The organism is Tenacibaculum sp. 190524A02b, from assembly GCF_964036645.1.
Classification (GTDB): Bacteria; Bacteroidota; Bacteroidia; order Flavobacteriales; family Flavobacteriaceae; genus Polaribacter; species Polaribacter vairaonense.
The window spans coordinates 3,034,741-3,052,429 of the sequence record NZ_OZ038525.1 but is presented as its reverse complement, the minus strand read 5'-3'; the positions used below and the strand labels follow the sequence as shown (position 1 = coordinate 3,052,429).

22 protein-coding genes and 1 tRNA gene are annotated in these 17,689 nt (G+C 31.3%); 11 read left to right on the top strand and 12 right to left on the bottom strand.

Annotated elements, in window-relative coordinates; all coding sequences use genetic code 11:
- Positions 1-143 precede the first annotated feature (143 nt).
- From ABNT65_RS12530 to ABNT65_RS12520, 3 genes are all read left to right on the top strand, one after another.
- Positions 144-2,588 carry a DUF4114 domain-containing protein gene (locus ABNT65_RS12530; RefSeq protein ID WP_348745971.1) on the top strand — a complete coding sequence of 815 codons (2,445 nt, stop codon included), beginning with the start codon at positions 144-146 and terminating at the stop codon, positions 2,586-2,588.
- A gap of 80 nt (positions 2,589-2,668) precedes the next feature.
- Positions 2,669-2,739, top strand: a tRNA-Gln gene (locus ABNT65_RS12525).
- 94 nt (positions 2,740-2,833) lie between these two features.
- Positions 2,834-3,310 (top strand): DUF4252 domain-containing protein, encoded by a 477-nt coding sequence (locus ABNT65_RS12520; protein WP_348745970.1) that lies wholly within the window; start codon positions 2,834-2,836, stop codon positions 3,308-3,310.
- On the opposite strand, the gene ABNT65_RS12515 is transcribed toward ABNT65_RS12520, so the two are convergent.
- Positions 3,307-3,654 carry an arsenate reductase family protein gene (locus ABNT65_RS12515; protein WP_348737604.1) on the bottom strand — a complete coding sequence of 116 codons (348 nt, stop codon included), beginning with the start codon at positions 3,652-3,654 and terminating at the stop codon, positions 3,307-3,309. The genes ABNT65_RS12520 and ABNT65_RS12515 overlap by 4 nt on opposite strands.
- Before the next feature lie 47 nt (positions 3,655-3,701).
- On the opposite strand from ABNT65_RS12515, the gene ABNT65_RS12510 reads away from it, so the two are divergent.
- The 4 genes from ABNT65_RS12510 to ABNT65_RS12495 all read left to right on the top strand — a co-directional run bounded on the left by ABNT65_RS12510 (position 3,702) and on the right by ABNT65_RS12495 (position 6,547).
- Positions 3,702-4,157 (top strand): DinB family protein, encoded by a 456-nt coding sequence (locus ABNT65_RS12510; protein ID WP_348703718.1) that lies wholly within the window; start codon positions 3,702-3,704, stop codon positions 4,155-4,157.
- A gap of 13 nt (positions 4,158-4,170) precedes the next feature.
- Positions 4,171-5,319, top strand: coding sequence for a cystathionine gamma-synthase (locus ABNT65_RS12505; protein ID WP_348745969.1), 1,149 nt, complete (start codon positions 4,171-4,173; stop codon positions 5,317-5,319).
- Between the two features lie 99 nt (positions 5,320-5,418).
- Entirely contained in the window at positions 5,419-6,012 is a 594-nt protein-coding gene (locus tag ABNT65_RS12500) for a TetR/AcrR family transcriptional regulator (protein ID WP_348703723.1), read from the top strand.
- A gap of 52 nt (positions 6,013-6,064) precedes the next feature.
- Complete coding sequence (locus ABNT65_RS12495) at positions 6,065-6,547, top strand: acyl-CoA thioesterase (RefSeq protein WP_348745968.1); 483 nt, start codon at positions 6,065-6,067, stop codon at positions 6,545-6,547.
- Positions 6,548-6,658: 111 nt separating this feature from the next.
- Here the strand turns inward: ABNT65_RS12495 and ABNT65_RS12490 are convergent, their stop codons facing one another.
- The 7 genes from ABNT65_RS12490 to panB form a co-directional block, all read right to left on the bottom strand.
- Positions 6,659-7,720 (bottom strand): hypothetical protein, encoded by a 1,062-nt coding sequence (locus ABNT65_RS12490; RefSeq protein WP_348745967.1) that lies wholly within the window; start codon positions 7,718-7,720, stop codon positions 6,659-6,661.
- A gap of 189 nt (positions 7,721-7,909) precedes the next feature.
- On the bottom strand, positions 7,910-8,401 hold the full coding sequence (locus tag ABNT65_RS12485) for a hypothetical protein (protein ID WP_348703731.1): 492 nt from the start codon (positions 8,399-8,401) through the stop codon (positions 7,910-7,912).
- 30 nt (positions 8,402-8,431) lie between these two features.
- Positions 8,432-8,731 carry a TM2 domain-containing protein gene (locus ABNT65_RS12480; protein WP_348737612.1) on the bottom strand — a complete coding sequence of 100 codons (300 nt, stop codon included), beginning with the start codon at positions 8,729-8,731 and terminating at the stop codon, positions 8,432-8,434.
- Positions 8,732-8,838: 107 nt separating this feature from the next.
- On the bottom strand, positions 8,839-9,228 hold the full coding sequence (locus tag ABNT65_RS12475; RefSeq protein WP_348745966.1) for a VOC family protein: 390 nt from the start codon (positions 9,226-9,228) through the stop codon (positions 8,839-8,841).
- A complete protein-coding gene (locus ABNT65_RS12470; RefSeq protein WP_348745965.1) occupies positions 9,225-9,689 on the bottom strand; it encodes a DUF1801 domain-containing protein in 465 nt (154 codons plus the stop codon). Before ABNT65_RS12470 ends, ABNT65_RS12475 begins: the two co-directional genes overlap by 4 nt.
- Before the next feature lie 31 nt (positions 9,690-9,720).
- Positions 9,721-10,656 carry a 2-hydroxyacid dehydrogenase gene (locus tag ABNT65_RS12465; protein ID WP_348703738.1) on the bottom strand — a complete coding sequence of 312 codons (936 nt, stop codon included), beginning with the start codon at positions 10,654-10,656 and terminating at the stop codon, positions 9,721-9,723.
- A gap of 20 nt (positions 10,657-10,676) precedes the next feature.
- Entirely contained in the window at positions 10,677-11,495 is an 819-nt protein-coding gene (gene panB, locus ABNT65_RS12460) for a 3-methyl-2-oxobutanoate hydroxymethyltransferase (protein ID WP_348737615.1), read from the bottom strand.
- Between the two features lie 125 nt (positions 11,496-11,620).
- Here panB and ABNT65_RS12455 point away from each other — a divergent pair, with 125 nt between their 5' ends.
- From ABNT65_RS12455 to ABNT65_RS12440, 4 genes are all read left to right on the top strand, one after another.
- Positions 11,621-12,106: a nuclear transport factor 2 family protein gene (locus ABNT65_RS12455; protein WP_348737617.1), complete on the top strand. Its 486-nt coding sequence runs from the start codon at positions 11,621-11,623 to the stop codon at positions 12,104-12,106.
- Positions 12,107-12,193: 87 nt separating this feature from the next.
- Complete coding sequence (locus ABNT65_RS12450; RefSeq protein WP_348703744.1) at positions 12,194-12,766, top strand: sigma-70 family RNA polymerase sigma factor; 573 nt, start codon at positions 12,194-12,196, stop codon at positions 12,764-12,766.
- Positions 12,767-12,769: 3 nt separating this feature from the next.
- Positions 12,770-13,030 carry a hypothetical protein gene (locus tag ABNT65_RS12445; RefSeq protein ID WP_348703746.1) on the top strand — a complete coding sequence of 87 codons (261 nt, stop codon included), beginning with the start codon at positions 12,770-12,772 and terminating at the stop codon, positions 13,028-13,030.
- 112 nt (positions 13,031-13,142) lie between these two features.
- Entirely contained in the window at positions 13,143-13,784 is a 642-nt protein-coding gene (locus ABNT65_RS12440; RefSeq protein ID WP_348703748.1) for an O-methyltransferase, read from the top strand.
- Between the two features lie 25 nt (positions 13,785-13,809).
- Here the strand turns inward: ABNT65_RS12440 and ABNT65_RS12435 are convergent, their stop codons facing one another.
- From ABNT65_RS12435 to ABNT65_RS12420, 4 genes are all read right to left on the bottom strand, one after another.
- Complete coding sequence (locus tag ABNT65_RS12435) at positions 13,810-14,094, bottom strand: twin-arginine translocase TatA/TatE family subunit (protein ID WP_348703749.1); 285 nt, start codon at positions 14,092-14,094, stop codon at positions 13,810-13,812.
- Positions 14,095-14,184: 90 nt separating this feature from the next.
- On the bottom strand, positions 14,185-14,478 hold the full coding sequence (locus ABNT65_RS12430; RefSeq protein WP_348737621.1) for a F0F1 ATP synthase subunit epsilon: 294 nt from the start codon (positions 14,476-14,478) through the stop codon (positions 14,185-14,187).
- A gap of 60 nt (positions 14,479-14,538) precedes the next feature.
- Positions 14,539-16,050, bottom strand: a complete 1,512-nt coding sequence (gene atpD, locus ABNT65_RS12425; protein ID WP_348703754.1) for a F0F1 ATP synthase subunit beta — start codon at positions 16,048-16,050, stop codon at positions 14,539-14,541.
- Positions 16,051-16,219: 169 nt separating this feature from the next.
- Complete coding sequence (locus ABNT65_RS12420) at positions 16,220-17,581, bottom strand: OmpA family protein (RefSeq protein WP_348703756.1); 1,362 nt, start codon at positions 17,579-17,581, stop codon at positions 16,220-16,222.
- Between the last annotated feature and the right edge of the window lie 108 nt (positions 17,582-17,689).

Sequence of the window (17,689 nt, the reverse complement as noted above, 5' to 3'; positions counted from 1 at the left end):
CTTACGTAATCGTAAGAGCTTTTTTGCTTTTTCAATCTAACTAATCATACATTTATTTTATCTGTCGTTAAATACCAGTAATCGAAAAAAGGGTAGTAAGGAGTCTTCATAATGGTAGATTTGGAGTATTAAATGTAAACCTTATGAAAAAAATACTACTCCTTATCGTACTATACAGCCAAATGCTTTTGGCTCAAAATTATAATTATTTAGGAACCTTTTCATCTAATGGAAAACCAGATTACTTAGAAGTTCCAGGTGATAATGTTTCTTATGAGACATTAGAAATGATTAGTAACTCTTTACCTGAGTCCTATCCTGTTCCAGATTACAATCCGCAATATATTACTGCTGGTTATGATACAAATATTGAACTAATAAATGCAGCTGAGGTTTATGTAACTTTTGTGTCAGAGGGAGCGGGGTATAGAAATGTTTTAGGTTTTTACACGTATGATTTAGATAACCCACCAACGTCAGCACCAAGTGAGGAAGATATTACTATTATATTTCCTAATGCATCTGCTTTAGGTAGTGGTGGAGGTTTACTAACTGGTGATAAAGTGAAAATTGGAAGTTTTCCCGCCAATACTGGTATCGGTTGGGTGTTGTTAGCAAATGCTTGGAGTTCTACGTATCAAACTGTAGGGTTTGGACTTTGGACTTTATTTTCAGACCCTGATTTTAATCCTGAAAGTGATGCTAGTTTACAACATCACAATGTGCTACTTTCTGATCCAGATAATGAGCGAGTAATAATGGGTTTTGAAGATATAAGAAGAGATTATGGTAGTTGTGACAATGATTTTAACGATGCTGTTTTTTACATAACTGCTTCTCCTTATTCAGCATTAAGAATAAATAATGTTGCAGATATAAGTACTTCTAATGATGTGACTTCTTCATATGATGGAGGCTTGGAAAGTAATGGAAAGCTTTCTCAATTAATAGCGAAAAGGAACTTAGAAAGAAGTAAACAAAGAACACACAAAAATCTAAAAACACATCAAGAGAAATTTAATAAATCTAAGTTACTAAATAAAGGAGAGACTACTATTATAAATTACTTACCTACAACAGGAATGTATGGCACAGAAACTTCCAAAGTTTCAAGTCCAGAAGATTTAGTTGGGATTACCAATGCAAAAGAAGTTTTTGCAGTAGATTATTACAGTGGTGAAAAAAGAGTTTCAGCTGTTTTAGCAACGAAAACTGAAGGTAATGTCTATGACCATTCAAAAGCAATATGTGATCGTTTAAATAATTCTAGTATTGAAGATGTAAGAACTGTAATTACTAGAGGTCATAAAATTGTGAGTTCAAAAATCAAAAGAGCAAATGGTTTAATAGAGTATACGTTAGGTTTTTCTGTAAAAGAAGCTCAAGAGGCTAATGAGTTACATAGTTATTGGAATATAGAACAATATCCGACGGGTGATTATTATAATTTTCAAGTATGGGGTAGTACGTATTCACAAGTTTTCTCTGTAGCTAACCATATTTTAGATACGTTTATTTCTGAAAAAGATTTAATAAGTGATCCCGAAAATACAATTGTTCCATCAGTGTTTGTGAGTACAGGAAAGTATTTAAATGGAAAGTTATATTTAGATTTAATCAATAAAAGTGAAGCATCTGAAGTTGTTTTTGATGGTAATATACAATCAACCGAAACTTCTGAAATATCTAATATGAATACAGTGCTAGATTTGACAGGTAATTGGAATGAATCTTTAGTAGTTGAAACAGGTGTGTTGTTTGATATTGGTTTTTCTATTAGTGTTTCTGGTTCGAATGGTATAGATGCTTTATATCTTGCTGATGGACCATGGGGACTGGACTATTTAGATGCCTATGCTTCTGTATCAAATTTTAATGTAACAAATGAAGAGGTAAATGAAGAAGATATGGTATATGAAGTAAATAGAAATATTTCAGTAGAAGGAGAGGTTTTAGGAAACATGAATATCTTTAGGCACCTACTCGCAGGAGATCAAACTTTAGATATAACGTCTTATAATTATCTATCGTTTACAATTACAAATAGTAATGCTGTTGAAATTGTACTAATGCAAGAAGGTTTGGAAGATTGGAATTCAAGATATAGATATACAATCCCAGCTAACACTGAAGAAACTGTATATGAAATCTCATTAAATGAATTTACCAACCATAATGGTATTACAGCGAATTTGACAGACGTAAAAACAATTGTATTTTCAGTATTAGGCGATGGTGTAAATAGTGTACCATACTCAATAGCTATTAACGAGGTAGCTTTCAGTGGAGCAGGAACTTTAAATATAAAAGAAGTAGCAGAAATAAATGAAGACTTAAGGATTGTAAATTATCCAAATCCATTTAAAAATATAACTACTATAAGACTACCAAAGGAAACCGATAAAGGAAGTATTATAGTATACGATGTATTGGGAAGGGTTGTTTTTACAAAAGTTTTTGAGACAAATCAACAGAATAGAAAAGAGTTTATTTGTGATTTAAGAAATGTTAATTCTGGGGTGTACAAGTACTTAGTTAAAGATGATAAAAAAAATAATTTTAAGGGGACTTTTATAATTGCTAGATAAAAGAAATAGGATTTATTACAAAAATAAAGTTTGTGTTTTTTAATACAAACTTTATTTGTATATTTGCAATCACAAATTATTGGCCTATGGTGTAATGGTAACACACCGGTTTTTGGTACCGATATTCAAGGTTCGAGTCCTTGTAGGCCAACAAAAAAAGTCTTAGTATTTATTGCTAAGACTTTTTTGTTGTAACAATTTTTTCAATAGTTCGTCTTCAGTACATAACCAATAAAACAACTATTATGAGGTCGATACTATTTATTTTATGCAGTTTTTTTTTCTTTCAAGTAAATGCCCAAGAGCAAAATTTTAAAAACTTTTATAAATCAAATAAGGATAGGGCTGCTATATCTTTAAATCTACCAGGGTTTACTTCAAATTTTTTTGCCTCTAATGATGAATTGGAAGAATTAGAAGTATTTTTAAAAAAGGCTAAAAACTATAAAGTAATGATATTTGATAGTGAAGCACAATCTACTGCAAAAGACTTTAATAAGTTTATAAGAAAAAATGACTATAAAACTTTGGTTAGAATCAAAGATAGAGGAGATAGAGTTAGGGTATATTTTAGGGAAACTGCTGATTTAATTAGAGAAATTGTAATAAGTACCAGTACTGATAATGATGGTTTAGTTCTTCTAGGCGTAAAAACTAAATTAACTAAAGATGAGTTAGCTGCTTTAGTTAAATCTGCTCAAACAAGCATAGCTTCAAATTAATGAAGCTTAGCTTTTAAACTTTCAATTACCTTTTTACTGTTTCCTATAAAAATTTCATTATCAACAATAAAAACAGGACGCTTTAAAAAGGTATATTCATCTAAAATATATTGCTTGTAATCTGTTTCAGTAAGGTTTTGATTTTTCAAATCCATTTCTCTATACAATTTTGCTCTTTTGTTAAACAAAGCTTCGTAACTTTTGGATAAGTTATACATTTCTTCAAGCTGATTAACTGTAATAGCATTTGTTTTGATTTCTTGTTTGTCAAAACCCTCTATGTTTACTTCTTTTAAAATTCTTCGGCATGTATCGCAAGTTTGCAAAAAATAAACTTTTTTCATTTTGTATAAATGTTTAATAATATATTTGAGCTAAAATAAACAGAAAAATGAATCCACAATTTGAAATTTTAAAAACATCAAGAAAACTAGTAACAAAACTTATTGATGGTTTAACTATAGAGCAACTACATATTGTCCCTGAAGGATATAATAATAGTATTGCCTGGAATGTTGCTCATTTAGTGGTAACACAACAATTACTACATTATAAATTATCTGGATTATCATGCTTAGTTCCTGATGAGTTAATTGAAAACTATAGAAAAGGAACCATACCTACTGGGGTTTTTACAGAGGATGAATTTGAAGAGGTTAAAGAACTATTATTAGGTTTACCAGAAACTTTAGAAGAAGATTTTAAAGCAGGGATTTTTAAGGAGTATACTGAATATGAAACAAGTACAGGATTCGTTTTAGATTCTTTTGAAACTGCTGTAGCTTTTAATAATTTACACGAAGGGATTCATTTAGGAGCTATTATGGCGCTTAGAAAATTAGTGTAAATAATTTATTGAGATGAAGTTCAATACAAAAGCAATTCATGGAGGACAGAAACATGAAGAAGCAACTGGTGCTGTAATGACACCAATATTTCAAACATCAACTTATGCACAAGCTAGTCCGGGAGTTAATAAAGGATATGAATATTCACGTGCAGCAAACCCTACTAGAACTGCTTTAGAAAATGCGTTTGCTTCTATAGAAAACGGAACACATGGTTTTGCTTTTTCATCTGGACTTGCTGCAATTGATTGTATTTTACGTATACTAAACCCAGGTGATGAGGTTATTGCTGGGGATGATTTGTATGGAGGTACTTATAGAATGTTTACCAAATTATTCCAAAAATATGGATTAACATTCAAGTATGTAAACATGGATACTAGCAGAAATGTAGCAAGTGCTATTTCCAAGGCAACAAAATTAATATGGATTGAAACACCAACAAATCCATTAATGAAAATTGCAGATATTGAAGCGATAACCAAAGAGGTAAAAGAGGTTAATTCAAACATTTTAATAGCCGTTGATAATACATTTGCCACGCCCTATTTACAAAGACCACTAGACTTGGGTGTTGATATTGTAATGCATTCAGCAACTAAATATTTAGGAGGGCACTCTGATTTGGTTATGGGCGCTTTAATGGTAAATAGTGAAGTGTTAGCTAAAGAATTGAATTTTATTCAGTTTGCTGCGGGTGCAATAGCTGGACCAATGGATTCTTTTTTGGCATTACGAGGAATGAAAACATTACATTTACGCATGCAACGCCATTGTGAAAATGGAAAAGCGGTAGCTGAATACTTGATGAATCATCCTAAAGTAGGTGAGGTGTATTATCCAGGTTTGAAAAGTCATCCGAGTTATGAAGTAGCCAAAAAACAAATGGATGCTTTTGGAGGTATGGTTTCGTTCAAATTAAAAGATGAAACAAAAAAAGCAGCTTTTACCTTTTTAGAGAATACAAGAATATTTGCATTAGCAGAATCTCTTGGTGGCGTGGAAAGTTTGGTGAATCATCCAAGTACTATGACGCATGCTTCTATTCCAGAAGAAGAACGATTAAAGATTGGAATTACCGATGCTTTAATTCGTTTAAGTGTTGGAGTAGAAGATATAGAAGATTTATTAGTTGATCTAGAGCAAGCGTTGAATATATAAAAATTTAAAAGTATGTTTTGGAAGACATACTTTTTTATAAAATAAAAATATACCGTTTGGTATATTTTATTATCTTTGCAATGATAAAATCCAATTAATTTGTCAAAGTCAGAAAAAACGAAAGCTTATATTATTGAAACCGTTGCACCTATTTTTAATAAAAATGGATTTTCAGCAATGAGTTTATCCAAGATAACGGAAGCTACAGGTTTGACGAAAGGAGCAATTTATGGACATTTTACGAATAAAGAAGAACTGGCAGTGGAAGCGTATAAGTTTTCTGTAAGAAGGGTGCTGAAGGATATGAATAAAAAAGTGAATGAAGGAAAAACTCCTTTGGAAATGCTTTTAAAATTAGCTGCTTTTTATGAAACTTATTATGAGTATAATATACAATATGGAGGATGTCCTATTTTAAACATAGGCGTAGATTCTGGTCATCAGAATACCATTATAGCTGAGGTGGTACGATCTTATAATACTAGAATTTTAGATAAGTTTTCACAATTAGTAGAGAAAGGAAAAGAATCTGGAGAACTTAGAGAAGAAGTGAATAGTATGCAATATGCCAAACGTTTTTTTTATATGGTGGAAGGCGCTGTATATATGGCATTTATTATGCAAGATAAAAGTTATTTATTAGATTTATCAGCTACGATGGAGCAAATGATACTTAATGAAATGAAACAATAATATTTTTTTAACCTAAAATATACCGATTGGTATATTTTAAAAATTTATAACTATGGAACTACCAAAAATTTTAGAAAGCAAAACCAAAGTAAGGTTTCAAGATTGTGATCCTTTTAACCATTTAAATAATGGAGCTTATTTTAATTATTTGATTAATGCAAGAGAAGATCAAATATTAGAACATTATAATTTAGATATTTACAAACATGGAAGAGAAAAAGGAAGAAATTGGGTAGTAGGTTCTAACCAAATAGCGTATTTGAAGCCTGCTAATTTAATGGAAACAGTAACTATAGAATCACAATTAATACGTTACAGTACTAAAAATTTAGTAGTTGAAATTAGAATGTTAAATGAGGATAAAACAGAGCTAAAAGCAGTTCTATGGAGTTCTTTTGTATATTTTAATTTAAGGAATTTAACTTCAGATAAGCACCCAGAACATTTGTTAGAGCTATTTGAAAATGTTGTTTTACCTATTGAGCAAAATAGCTTTGAAGAAAGAGTTCAAAGTTTTAGATTACAAAAGGTTTAATAGCATTGGAGATTTTCGGAATGTTTATGCTGAAGGTGTAGAAAATACATACCTTATGCTTGCATTAATCAAAATAAAAAAGGAAGGCGGTTAGCCTTCCTTTATGTTAGATTATTTTTTTTCTAATGCTATTAATCGTTTTTCTTGTTCTTTGATCTTTTTCTCTTGCTCTAATGTGTATAAAGTTAATTCTTCTATTTTTTCAAGTAATTTTAAGGTCATTATTTTAAGATTTACACCTTCTTTTTCCATTTCTTTAGCAGAAGGAACATTAGGTAAATGTCCTTTTTGTTTGATATGTTCAGAAACTTCATCTAACGTTTTTAAATTATAATCTTTTAAGAATACATAATCAGGAGCTAAAACACCATTTAAATCTACTTTTACTTCCTTGGTATGTATTTTTCCTTTTACAGTTAATTCAGCATCAGGATTATTAGTTCCTATTCCAACAAAACCATTGCTTTTCTTTATACGAAACCTTTCAGTACCTGAGGTCTTTAGTATCAAATCATTGTTGTAAGAAGAAAATGCATTAGTTGTTGTATAAACATCTTTATTAAAGATGATTTTAGGTCTGTCTGTATAAATATGTGCCCAAGAAGTGTTTTGTGCTCCAATGTCTAAGTAACCTGCACCAGATTTAACTCGTAAGGCTCCAGGTCCAATGTTTCCTCTAATGCTACCATTAATATGAAGAGCATCTAAAGGTTTGTCAACACCAATACCAACTCTACCATTGTCAAAAATACTTAGGGTTTTTTGATTAACAGCATCTCCAAAAACAAATGAATTGGTTCCATTATTAGCACTACTGTTTAAAGAAAAAATAACTCTATCTGTAGTGTGTTTTCTTAAAATGACATTTCCTTTTTTCGCACTAGGGAAAAAAGCACCGTCTGATCCAGCTGTTGATAGACTAAATTTTCCAAACTGATTTCCTACTCGTAAAGATACATTAGAGCTAGGTTTATACAGTTCCAGTAATCTACCAGCAGCTCCACGCCAAGGGTCATTAATGTCATTGTATAAAGTTCCCAAGGTTAAGCTACCAATATGAGAAATATCCTTTGACTTATTAATATTACTGGTTGTTAAATTTATGTATTCTTGTGAGAATAAGCTTTTAGAAAATAAGCATACAGCGAAAGTAAAAAGGCAATACTTTTTCATAATTTTTGTTTCTTTTCAATTAATGGCACAAATTTATAAAAAAAATATAACTATGCAAGGGGATTACAAATACATAGATTCTTCTTTTTAATAAGTAATTTATATAATAAGGGAAATACTTGTATTTTAAGAAAAAGTATACTGTTTAGAAAGACGAAAACGACTGTGTTTCCGTCTTTAATAAATTAATTATTTTCCAAACAAACGTTGGAAAAAGCTTTTTGTTTTCTTAGTTACTTCTTTGATTTCCTCTTCGGCATCTTCTGCAAAATCAGCTAAGTGTTCACTAGCTTCACTGGCTATTTCAGAAGCTTTCTCGCTAACGTCATCAAAAGTTTCTTTAGCATCTTCTGCAAATTCGTTGGCTTTAGCTTTGATATTTTGAACATCTTCGCTTTCTAGAAATTCCGAAACTTTTTCTTTGGCATCTTCTGCAAAATCAGCAATATGTTCGCTTGCTTCACTGGCTATTTCCGAGGCCTTTCCAGATACATTGCCTAAAGTCTCTTTTGCGTCTTCAGCAAATTCGTTGGCTTTAGCTTTGATATTTTGAACATCTTCACTTTCTAAAAATTCATTTACTTTTTCTCCCGCTTTTTTTGCTGCGTCATTTATGGAGTTTTTTGCTTTGTCAATGTTTTCGTTTACATTGTCTTCTAAGTTGTTGTTTTCTTCTGCCATTTGTTTTTGATTTATTTGTTAGATACTAGTTTAAAACCAAGGTTTTTTATTGATTTGATATATATTAATAAACTCTTCGTCAGTTTTAGTAAGATAAATGATTCCTTCAACAAAAGTGATTAGCCACATGATTCCAGAAAGAATCCCACAACTTAAAATACTTAAAACAACGGTTAAAGCCAAAGTTGTTATTCCTTCTTTAGTATAGTTAAGTACAAATTTATGGACTCCAAACCCACCAAGAATTATAGCTAAAACCCCAGCTAATATTCGTTTACTTTCTTGTGAATGATGCGGAATTGGTTTTCCGTTTTCGTCAACAATATGCATTTCTTTACTTATTTATTGGTATCATCAAAGAGAATGATGCCTGAGCTTTGCCTTAATATTATAGCTTTCTTTAGATATTTTTGAACTTACTTTTGGTAGTTCACTTTTTATAAAAAAGCCTCATCTTTAGGTTCCCACAATTCAATTTTATTTCCGTCTAAATCAATAATCCAACCAAATTTCCCATATTCATATTCTTCAATTTTATCTATAACTGTAATTCCTTTCTGTTTTAGTTCTTCTAATAGTTCAACCAAGTTTTCAACTCGGTAGTTAACCATAAAATCTTTTTTAGAAGGAGAAAAGTATTTTGTATCCTTATCAAAAGGACTCCATTGTGTTGAAGCCTTATTTCCGTCGTTATCTTTCCACCAAAAGGTACAGCCCCAATCATCTGTATTAAACCCTAAATGTTGTTTGTACCAATCTTTAGTTTTTTGCGTGTCTTCCGTCTTAAAAAATACACCTCCTATACCAGTTACTTTTCCTTTTTTCATTTTTTTCTGTTTTTTACATTTTTTTCATAAATAGCGATCCATTGCTCAACTGAAACTTTACCACATAATTCAGCGATTAGTGCATAAGGAATTTCTTCTATTTTTTTAAAACGAATACAGCTTTTACCCATGTCTAGTTTTCGTTTACAGTATTTAGGATATTCACTAACAAACCATTGATGAAGTTCTGGAATAGCATATATACCGCTATGATATAAATTGATAGAATTTTTTTGTGAGGCAAAACTCATAAAAGGTAATGGTTCATTAGGCGTACAATGATAACCTTCAGGGTAAATAGATAAGGGTACAAAGTAGCCAATCATACCATATTGGATTCCTTCTTGAAATCCTTTTGGAAGATGGTTTTTAATAGTAGCTTGTAACTTCTTTAAAGCTTCTTGTCTATCCTCAGGTACTTTAGTAATATAATCCTCTGGAGATGCAGCCTCGTACTTCATTATTAATGATGAATTTAGAAGCTACAAGTTACTAAAAAATTTCTTTGATTTTATTAACAATAGTTTGGGCTAGTTTTTCTTTACTTTCTATAGTCCAGCCAGCCACATGTGGAGATAAAATTACATTGTTTACTGTTATTAAGTATTGAAATGCACTAGGAAGGTTATCACTATTAAATAAGTTCTCAAATGATTTTTTTTCATATTCTAATACATCTAATCCAGCTCCTAATATTTTTCCAGACTTTAAAGCGTCAACTAAATCCTTGGTAACAACAGATTTTCCTCTAGCAGTATTTAGTAACCAAAATGGTTTTTTAAAACTATTTATAAATTCATCATTAACCATATCTATCGTTAATGGAGTTTGTGGAGTATGCAAACTTAATACATCAGCTTTTTCCTGTAGTTCTGCTAAACTAACTTGTGTGCAATTTTCATCTTCTACAGCTTCTTTAATATCATAACATAATACGTCTACATCAAATCCTTTTAATTTTTTGGCAAAAGCTTTTCCCATGTTACCATAACCAATAATACCAACAGTTTTTCCATCTAATTCAATACCTCTATTCTCTTCTCTAAGCCATTTACCACTTCTTACTTCTTCATCTGCTTTGTTTAGCTTATTGAATAAAGATAAAAGCATTCCTAATGTATGCTCTCCTACAGCGTTTCTATTTCCTTCAGGGGCAGAAATTAAATGAATGCCTTTAGAAGTGGCATAGTCACAATCAATATTCTCTAATCCAGCACCAACACGACCAATAAACTTTAAATGAATAGCTTTGTCCAAGAAGTTTTTATCAATGGTAAATCGACTTCGAATAATAATACCATCGTAATTTTGTATTTTATTTTCTATCTCTTCTTTGGTAGATACATAATCTTCGTCGTTTTGAAAACCTAAAGCTTTTAATTGAGTAATTAGTAACGAATGGTTACTGTCTATATGAAGAACTTTCATGATATTGTAATTATGTAGACTTAATACTGCTCTTTTTCATTAGGGAAATCCTGAGATTTTACATCAGAGATATAGCTTTGAAAAGCTTTAGTCATTTCTGAATATAAATCTAAGTATCTTCTTAAAAAGCGAGGGCTAAATTCATGCGTCATACCAATCATATCATGAGTCACTAAAACTTGTCCGTCAACACCACTACCAGCACCAATACCTATAACAGGAATGCTCAATTCTTCAGCAACTTCTTGTGCCAATTTAGCAGGAACTTTTTCTAAGACTAGTGCAAAACAACCTAATTGCTCTAAGAGTTTAGCATCTTCTTTTAATTTTTTAGCTTCTTCTTCTTCTTTGGCTCTAACAGTATAGGTTCCAAATTTATAAATTGACTGAGGTGTTAATCCTAGATGTCCCATAACAGGAATTCCAGCGGTTAAAATTCTAGAAATAGATTCGGCTATTTCACTTCCTCCCTCAAGCTTTACCGCATGACCTCCTGATTCTTTCATAATTCTAATCGCAGACTCTAAAGCATTTTTTGAGTTTCCTTGATAAGTTCCAAAAGGTAAATCAACAACAACTAAACATCTATCAATAGCACGTATAACTGAGCTAGCATGATAAATCATCTGATCTAAAGTAATAGGTAAGGTAGTTTCATGTCCAGCCATAACATTTGAAGCAGAATCACCAACCAAAATAACATCTATTCCCGCACCATCAACAATTTTTGCCATAGTATAATCATAGGCAGTTAACATAGAGATTTTTTCACCATTGGCTTTCATTTCTACTAGTGATTTAACGGTAACTCTTTTGTATTGTTTTTTTGCTGTTGACATTGTGTAGTTTTTAATTGTGGTAAAAATAGGAATTTTCAAAAGATATTTATCGAGTTAATCTTATGTTAATTATATTTTATTGCCATTATTTTTTAATAGTTTTAGACCTTCAAAGATAATTTAGTATGCAAAAAGTAATTACCACTTTGTTAGTTTTTATAATTTCTTTAGTGATGCACGCTCAATCATCTTCAGAAGAAAAGGCTATTAAAAATACGATTTCAACTTTTTTTGAAGGGTTGCATAAAGGAGATAGTACATTAGTAAGTAGTACCTTACATAATACTATTAAAATACAAACTACTTTTACTAATAAAAAAGGGAAGAAGATTCTTAAAACTGAAACGAGGAGTAAGTTGTTAAATACTATTGCTAGTAAAAAAGTAACTGATACTTACTTTGAAAAACTACTGTCATATACAATAAAAATTGATGGGAATTTAGCTTCTGTTTGGACACCATATGAGTTTTATTATAATGGTAATTTTAGTCACTGTGGAGCAAACTCATTTCAACTATATAATAATAATGGACAATGGGAAATTATATATTTAGTTGATATGAGAAGACGCAATAATTGTCAAGTATCTAAAAGAGGAAAAATAGAATAACTAAAAGCTATGATTTATAGAGAAATAATATTTGAAAAGCTTACAGGTTGCATTCCTTTAATTAAAAATTAATGTATATTTGGCGTGATGAACCCGAATACGAACACAAATACTTTATCCCCCGATAAATGGGTTGATGATTATGCTGATTATTTGTATAACTATGCAGTAGCTCGTGTAAATAATGAAGCTATAGCTAAAGATTTAGTACAAGAAACTTTCTTTGCTGGATTGAAATCTGCCAAAAATTTTGAAGGGAAATCTACTGAAAGAACTTGGCTTGTTTCAATTTTAAAAAGAAAAGTAATTGATTATTATAGAAAAATCAATTCAAAAAAAGGTCAAGCTGAGGTTAGAATGAGCTTTTATGATAGTGGAGATAATGAAGGGAATTGGATTGAAGAAAGAGTTCCGCAATCATGGAAAAATGAAGCGGAGCACTCTATAGAAAATAATGAGTTAAAGAGCCAAATAGATCAGTGTATTGATAAACTACCTGAAAAATATGCCATGGTTTTTAGAATGAAAACGATTCAGGAGTTTGAAACAGAGGAAATTTGTAAGGAGTTAGATATTACACCGTCAAACTTATGGGTAATTATTCATAGAGCGAGAACTCAATTGAGAAACTGTATGGAAAAGAACTGGTTTAATAAGTAAATTATGTTTAAAAAGTTTAAAATAACTTGTGATGAGGCAACAACCATTTGTGATAAAGCACAGTATGGAGAAGCTTCTTTATTAGAAAAAATAAAACTGAATTTACATATTTTAACATGTAAAATATGTAGACTTTATTCTAAGCAAAATAACCTTTTAACTAATGTTTATAAAGGGAAAGCTAATGAATGTAGAGCTAAAAAATTTACTTTATCTGATGCTGATAAAATAGCATTAAAACAAAAGATAAAGGAAATAAGTTAATTTTTTTAGGTTTTTTTTATAAAAAACCGATTTTTGATTTTTTGTTAGATTGAAACGGGGTTTATCGTAAAGATAGATTCCGTTTTTTTATTTTTGTATAAAACATTTAAAAATGAACTTTTTACCAGAATTAATAGATAAATATGCAATTGATCATTCTGAAGATGAACCAAAATTATTACAAGAGTTAAGTAAAGAAACTTGGCAAAAAGTACTGAATCCAAGAATGTTAAGTGGAGGGTATCAAGGGAGAGTTTTAGCAATGATTTCTACTTTGATTAGACCCTTTAAAATTCTTGAAATAGGTACTTATACAGGGTATTCTGCTTTATGCTTAGCTGAAGGAATGAAAGAAGATGGAGTGCTTTATACTATTGATAAAAATGAAGAGCTAGAAGAGCTACAACATAAGTACTTTCAAAAGTCTCCATATAAAAATCAAATAAAGCAGTTTGTAGGAAATGCTTTAGATATTATACCCACAATTGATGAAAAGTTTGATTTAGTTTTTATTGATGCTGATAAGTCTAATTATATTAATTATTTTGAATTGATTATTAATAAAATGAATTCAGGCGGGGTTATTTTGTCTGATAATGTCTTGTGGAGCGGTAAAGTTACTGAGGTTCTAAATCATAAAGATATAGATACAAAAACATTATTAGCTTATAATAAATTATTAAAAGAAGATAAGCGTTTAGAAACTGTATTGTTGCCTATTAGAGATGGATTAACTATAAGTAGGGTTAAATAAAATAAGTGTTTAATAGTTCTTTAATTTACATATTACGCTTAATAGGGCCTGTTAAATCATCTATATTATCTTTAACTTGATTCACTTCATTGTTTATATCTTTAACAATATCTGTGTCTATACCATGATTTTGGGCGCTATCATTTATTTCTTTTTTAATATCATTGGTTGCGTCCTTTATTTGTCGCATACCTTTTCCTAAACCTCTTGCTATTTCAGGTAGTTTATCTGCACCAAAAAACATAACAACAATTAATAGTATAACTATAATTTCAGGACCTCCAATAAATAAAAAAAATAAAGTACTCATATAATACAAAGGTAATTAATTTGAATAGTATTTATATATAAAAAAAGCCAAACTGTGTTAAGGTTTGGCTTTTTATTTATTTGAAAGTGATTAATCAGCTAGAATAATAACTTTATTGTCTTTCATTTCTATAGTACCTGATTTGATATCTAAGGTAATTACCTTGTCATCTGTAGGTAGCTTAACCAAGTTAGCATGTAAGTCATCAAAAGCTAAGTTTTCTTGACTATGAACATGAATTTTAACACTTCCTTTGTTTAAAATAGATACAATAGGAGCGTGATTATTTAACATTTGAAACTCACCGTCAATACCTGGTACAGTTACTGAATCTACTTCTGATGAAAATAAAATAGCTTCAGGTGTTACAATTTCTAAAAACATAATTTTAATAGTTTTTAGTTTTTAGTTTTAGTTTTTGAAACTTAAAACTTAAAAACAGTTTTACGCTTCAGCTAACATTTTTTCACCAGCATCTATAGCTTCTTGAATAGATCCTTTTAAGTTAAATGCAGCTTCAGGGTATTTATCTAATTCACCATCCATAATCATATTAAATCCTTTGATAGTGTCTTTAATATCAACTAATACTCCTGGAATACCAGTAAATTGTTCAGCTACGTGGAATGGTTGAGATAAGAAACGTTGAACACGACGAGCTCTATGTACAACCAACTTATCTTCTTCAGATAATTCCTCCATACCTAAGATGGCAATAATATCTTGTAATTCTTTATATCGTTGTAATAACTCTTTAACTTTTTGTGCACAACCATAGTGTTCATCTCCTAAGATTTCAGGAGTTAAAATTCTTGATGTAGAATCTAAAGGATCAACTGCAGGATAAATACCTAATTCAGCAATTTTACGAGATAATACTGTTGTTGCATCTAAGTGAGCAAATGTAGTTGCTGGAGCAGGGTCAGTTAAATCATCAGCAGGTACATAAACGGCTTGTACAGAAGTAATAGATCCTTTTTTAGTTGATGTAATACGCTCTTGCATAGCTCCCATTTCAGTAGCTAATGTAGGTTGGTAACCTACTGCCGATGGCATACGACCTAATAAAGCAGATACCTCAGAACCAGCTTGAGTAAAACGGAAAATATTATCAACGAAAAATAATACATCTTTACCTTGAGCTTCACCAGCACCATCACGGAAGTACTCAGCTATTGTTAATCCAGATAAAGCAACACGAGCACGTGCTCCAGGTGGCTCATTCATCTGTCCGAATACGAAGGTAGCTTTAGAACCTCTCATGTCAGCTTTATCAACCTTAGATAAATCCCATCCACCTTCTTCCATAGAGTGCATGAAGTCATCACCATATTTAATAATGCCAGATTCTAACATCTCTCTTAATAAATCATTTCCTTCACGAGTTCTTTCACCTACACCTGCAAATACAGATAAACCACCGTGACCTTTAGCGATATTGTTAATTAATTCTTGAATTAATACGGTTTTACCAACACCAGCACCACCAAATAACCCAATTTTACCACCTTTTGCATAAGGCTCAATTAAGTCGATTACTTTAATTCCAGTAAATAATACCTCGGTAGAGGTAGATAATTCTTCAAATTTTGGAGCTTTACGGTGAATAGGTAAACCATCTTTACCTGTTTTAGGTAAATCACCTAAACCATCAATAGCCTCACCAGTTACATTAAATAGACGTCCATAAATATCATTACCAATTGGCATTTGAATAGGATTACCAGTAGCAAGTACTTCTTGCCCTCTTTGTAAACCATCAGTTGCATCCATAGAAATAGTACGAACTGTATCTTCTCCAATGTGTTGTTGAACTTCTAAAACTAAAGTAGAGCCATCAGTTTTTTTAATTTCTAATGAATCGTAAATCTTTGGTAATTCAGTATTTTCTGTATTAAACTCAACATCGATAACTGGACCAATAATTTGAGAAACTTTACCTGTTATTGTAGACATTACTATATGTAATTAAAGTTATTTATTTTGTTAAGTGAGTATTAACTCAATTTTTCAAGGTGCAAAGGTAAATTTTTAATAGCAAACTTGAAAGTCTTTGAGGATGTTTTTTATATATAAAAAAAGCCTCACTTTAAGTGAGGCTTTAATGTTATTTATGTTGATTTAATTATTTTACTAATTTGATCTCAACACGTCTGTTTTGAGCTCTACCAGCTCTAGTTTTGTTATCAGCAATTGGGTAATCTTCACCGAATCCAGCAGAAGTTAATCTACTTCCTGGAACTCCAGCTTTACCTACTAAGTAATCTAAAACAGCTTTCGCTCTTCTTTCAGATAATCTTAAGTTAGAAGAAGCTTTACCTTGACTATCAGTGTGACCTTGAATACTAAAGTTAGCTTTAGGGTATTCCTTCATGATCGCAGCGATTAAGTCTAATTTACCAGTTACACCAGGTCTGAAAGAAGTTCTACCAGAGTTAAAGTAGATAGCTCTAGCGAAATCGTTTAATTTCTTTTCAGCTTCCTTAGTGATAACTTCAACTTTTGGACATCCATTGTTAGAAGCTAAACCTTTTACTTTAGGACACTTGTCATCTTTGTCTAATACACCGTCACCGTCAGTATCAGGCCAAGGGCATCCGTTGTTTGCAGCAGGACCTGCTTTTTGTGGACAGTTATCCTTGTTGTCAGCAACACCGTCACCATCAGCATCAGGACATCCGTTCATTGCTTTAGTTCCAGCTTTATTTGGACAAGCATCATCTTTATCAGCGATACCGTCACCATCAGCATCAGGACAACCGTTTAATGCGGCTAAACCAGCAACTTCTGGACAAGCGTCATCAGAATCTTTAATACCGTCACCATCAGCATCAGGACATCCGTTGAATTCCTTTAAACCAGGAACTTCTGGACAAGCATCATCTTTGTCATAAACACCATCTCCGTCAGTATCTTTTCCTCCGAATTTAAATACTAAACCAATAGAGTGTTGGAAGTGATCTTGAACTTTATCAGCAAATTCTTTCTTTCCACCAGTTTGGAAGTTTAAACCTAAGTTATCGTTGAACCAAGTGTTGAAACCTACACCTGCGTTTAAAGTTCCTTCTCCATTTTCACCTAAGTTAGCGTAACCACCCCCTAAGTATACATAAGGATCGAACCAACCAGTGTTACCGAATAAACTGTTTAGGTCATACTTTACGTTTGCATCGATAGCCCAGTAAAGCTCATCCATATCGTCTTCAGTTCTGAATGTCTCGATTTTGTTTAAAGAACCTGCTAATTGTAAAGAAAATCCATCGTTTAAGTATCTGTCAACAGTAATTCTAGATACTGAAGGTAGGATGTTCCAGTCACTAGTACCGATGTAATCCTTAGCGTAGTCTCCAAATTTTTCTGGTATTCTAAAGTCAACCGCGTTAACTCCGAATCCAACTACCCATGGATTGTCTGAATCCTGTGCGCTTACCGTTGCTACTGAAGCGAACGTAAATAAAGCCATCACAGCTAATTTTAATTGTTTCATTATTAAAAATTTAAATTAAAAGTTCGTTTATATATAACGCAAATGTAAGTTGTTAAAACTTATTTACAAAAACAAATCTACAAAAACTTACAAGAAAAGCAAGTTTTT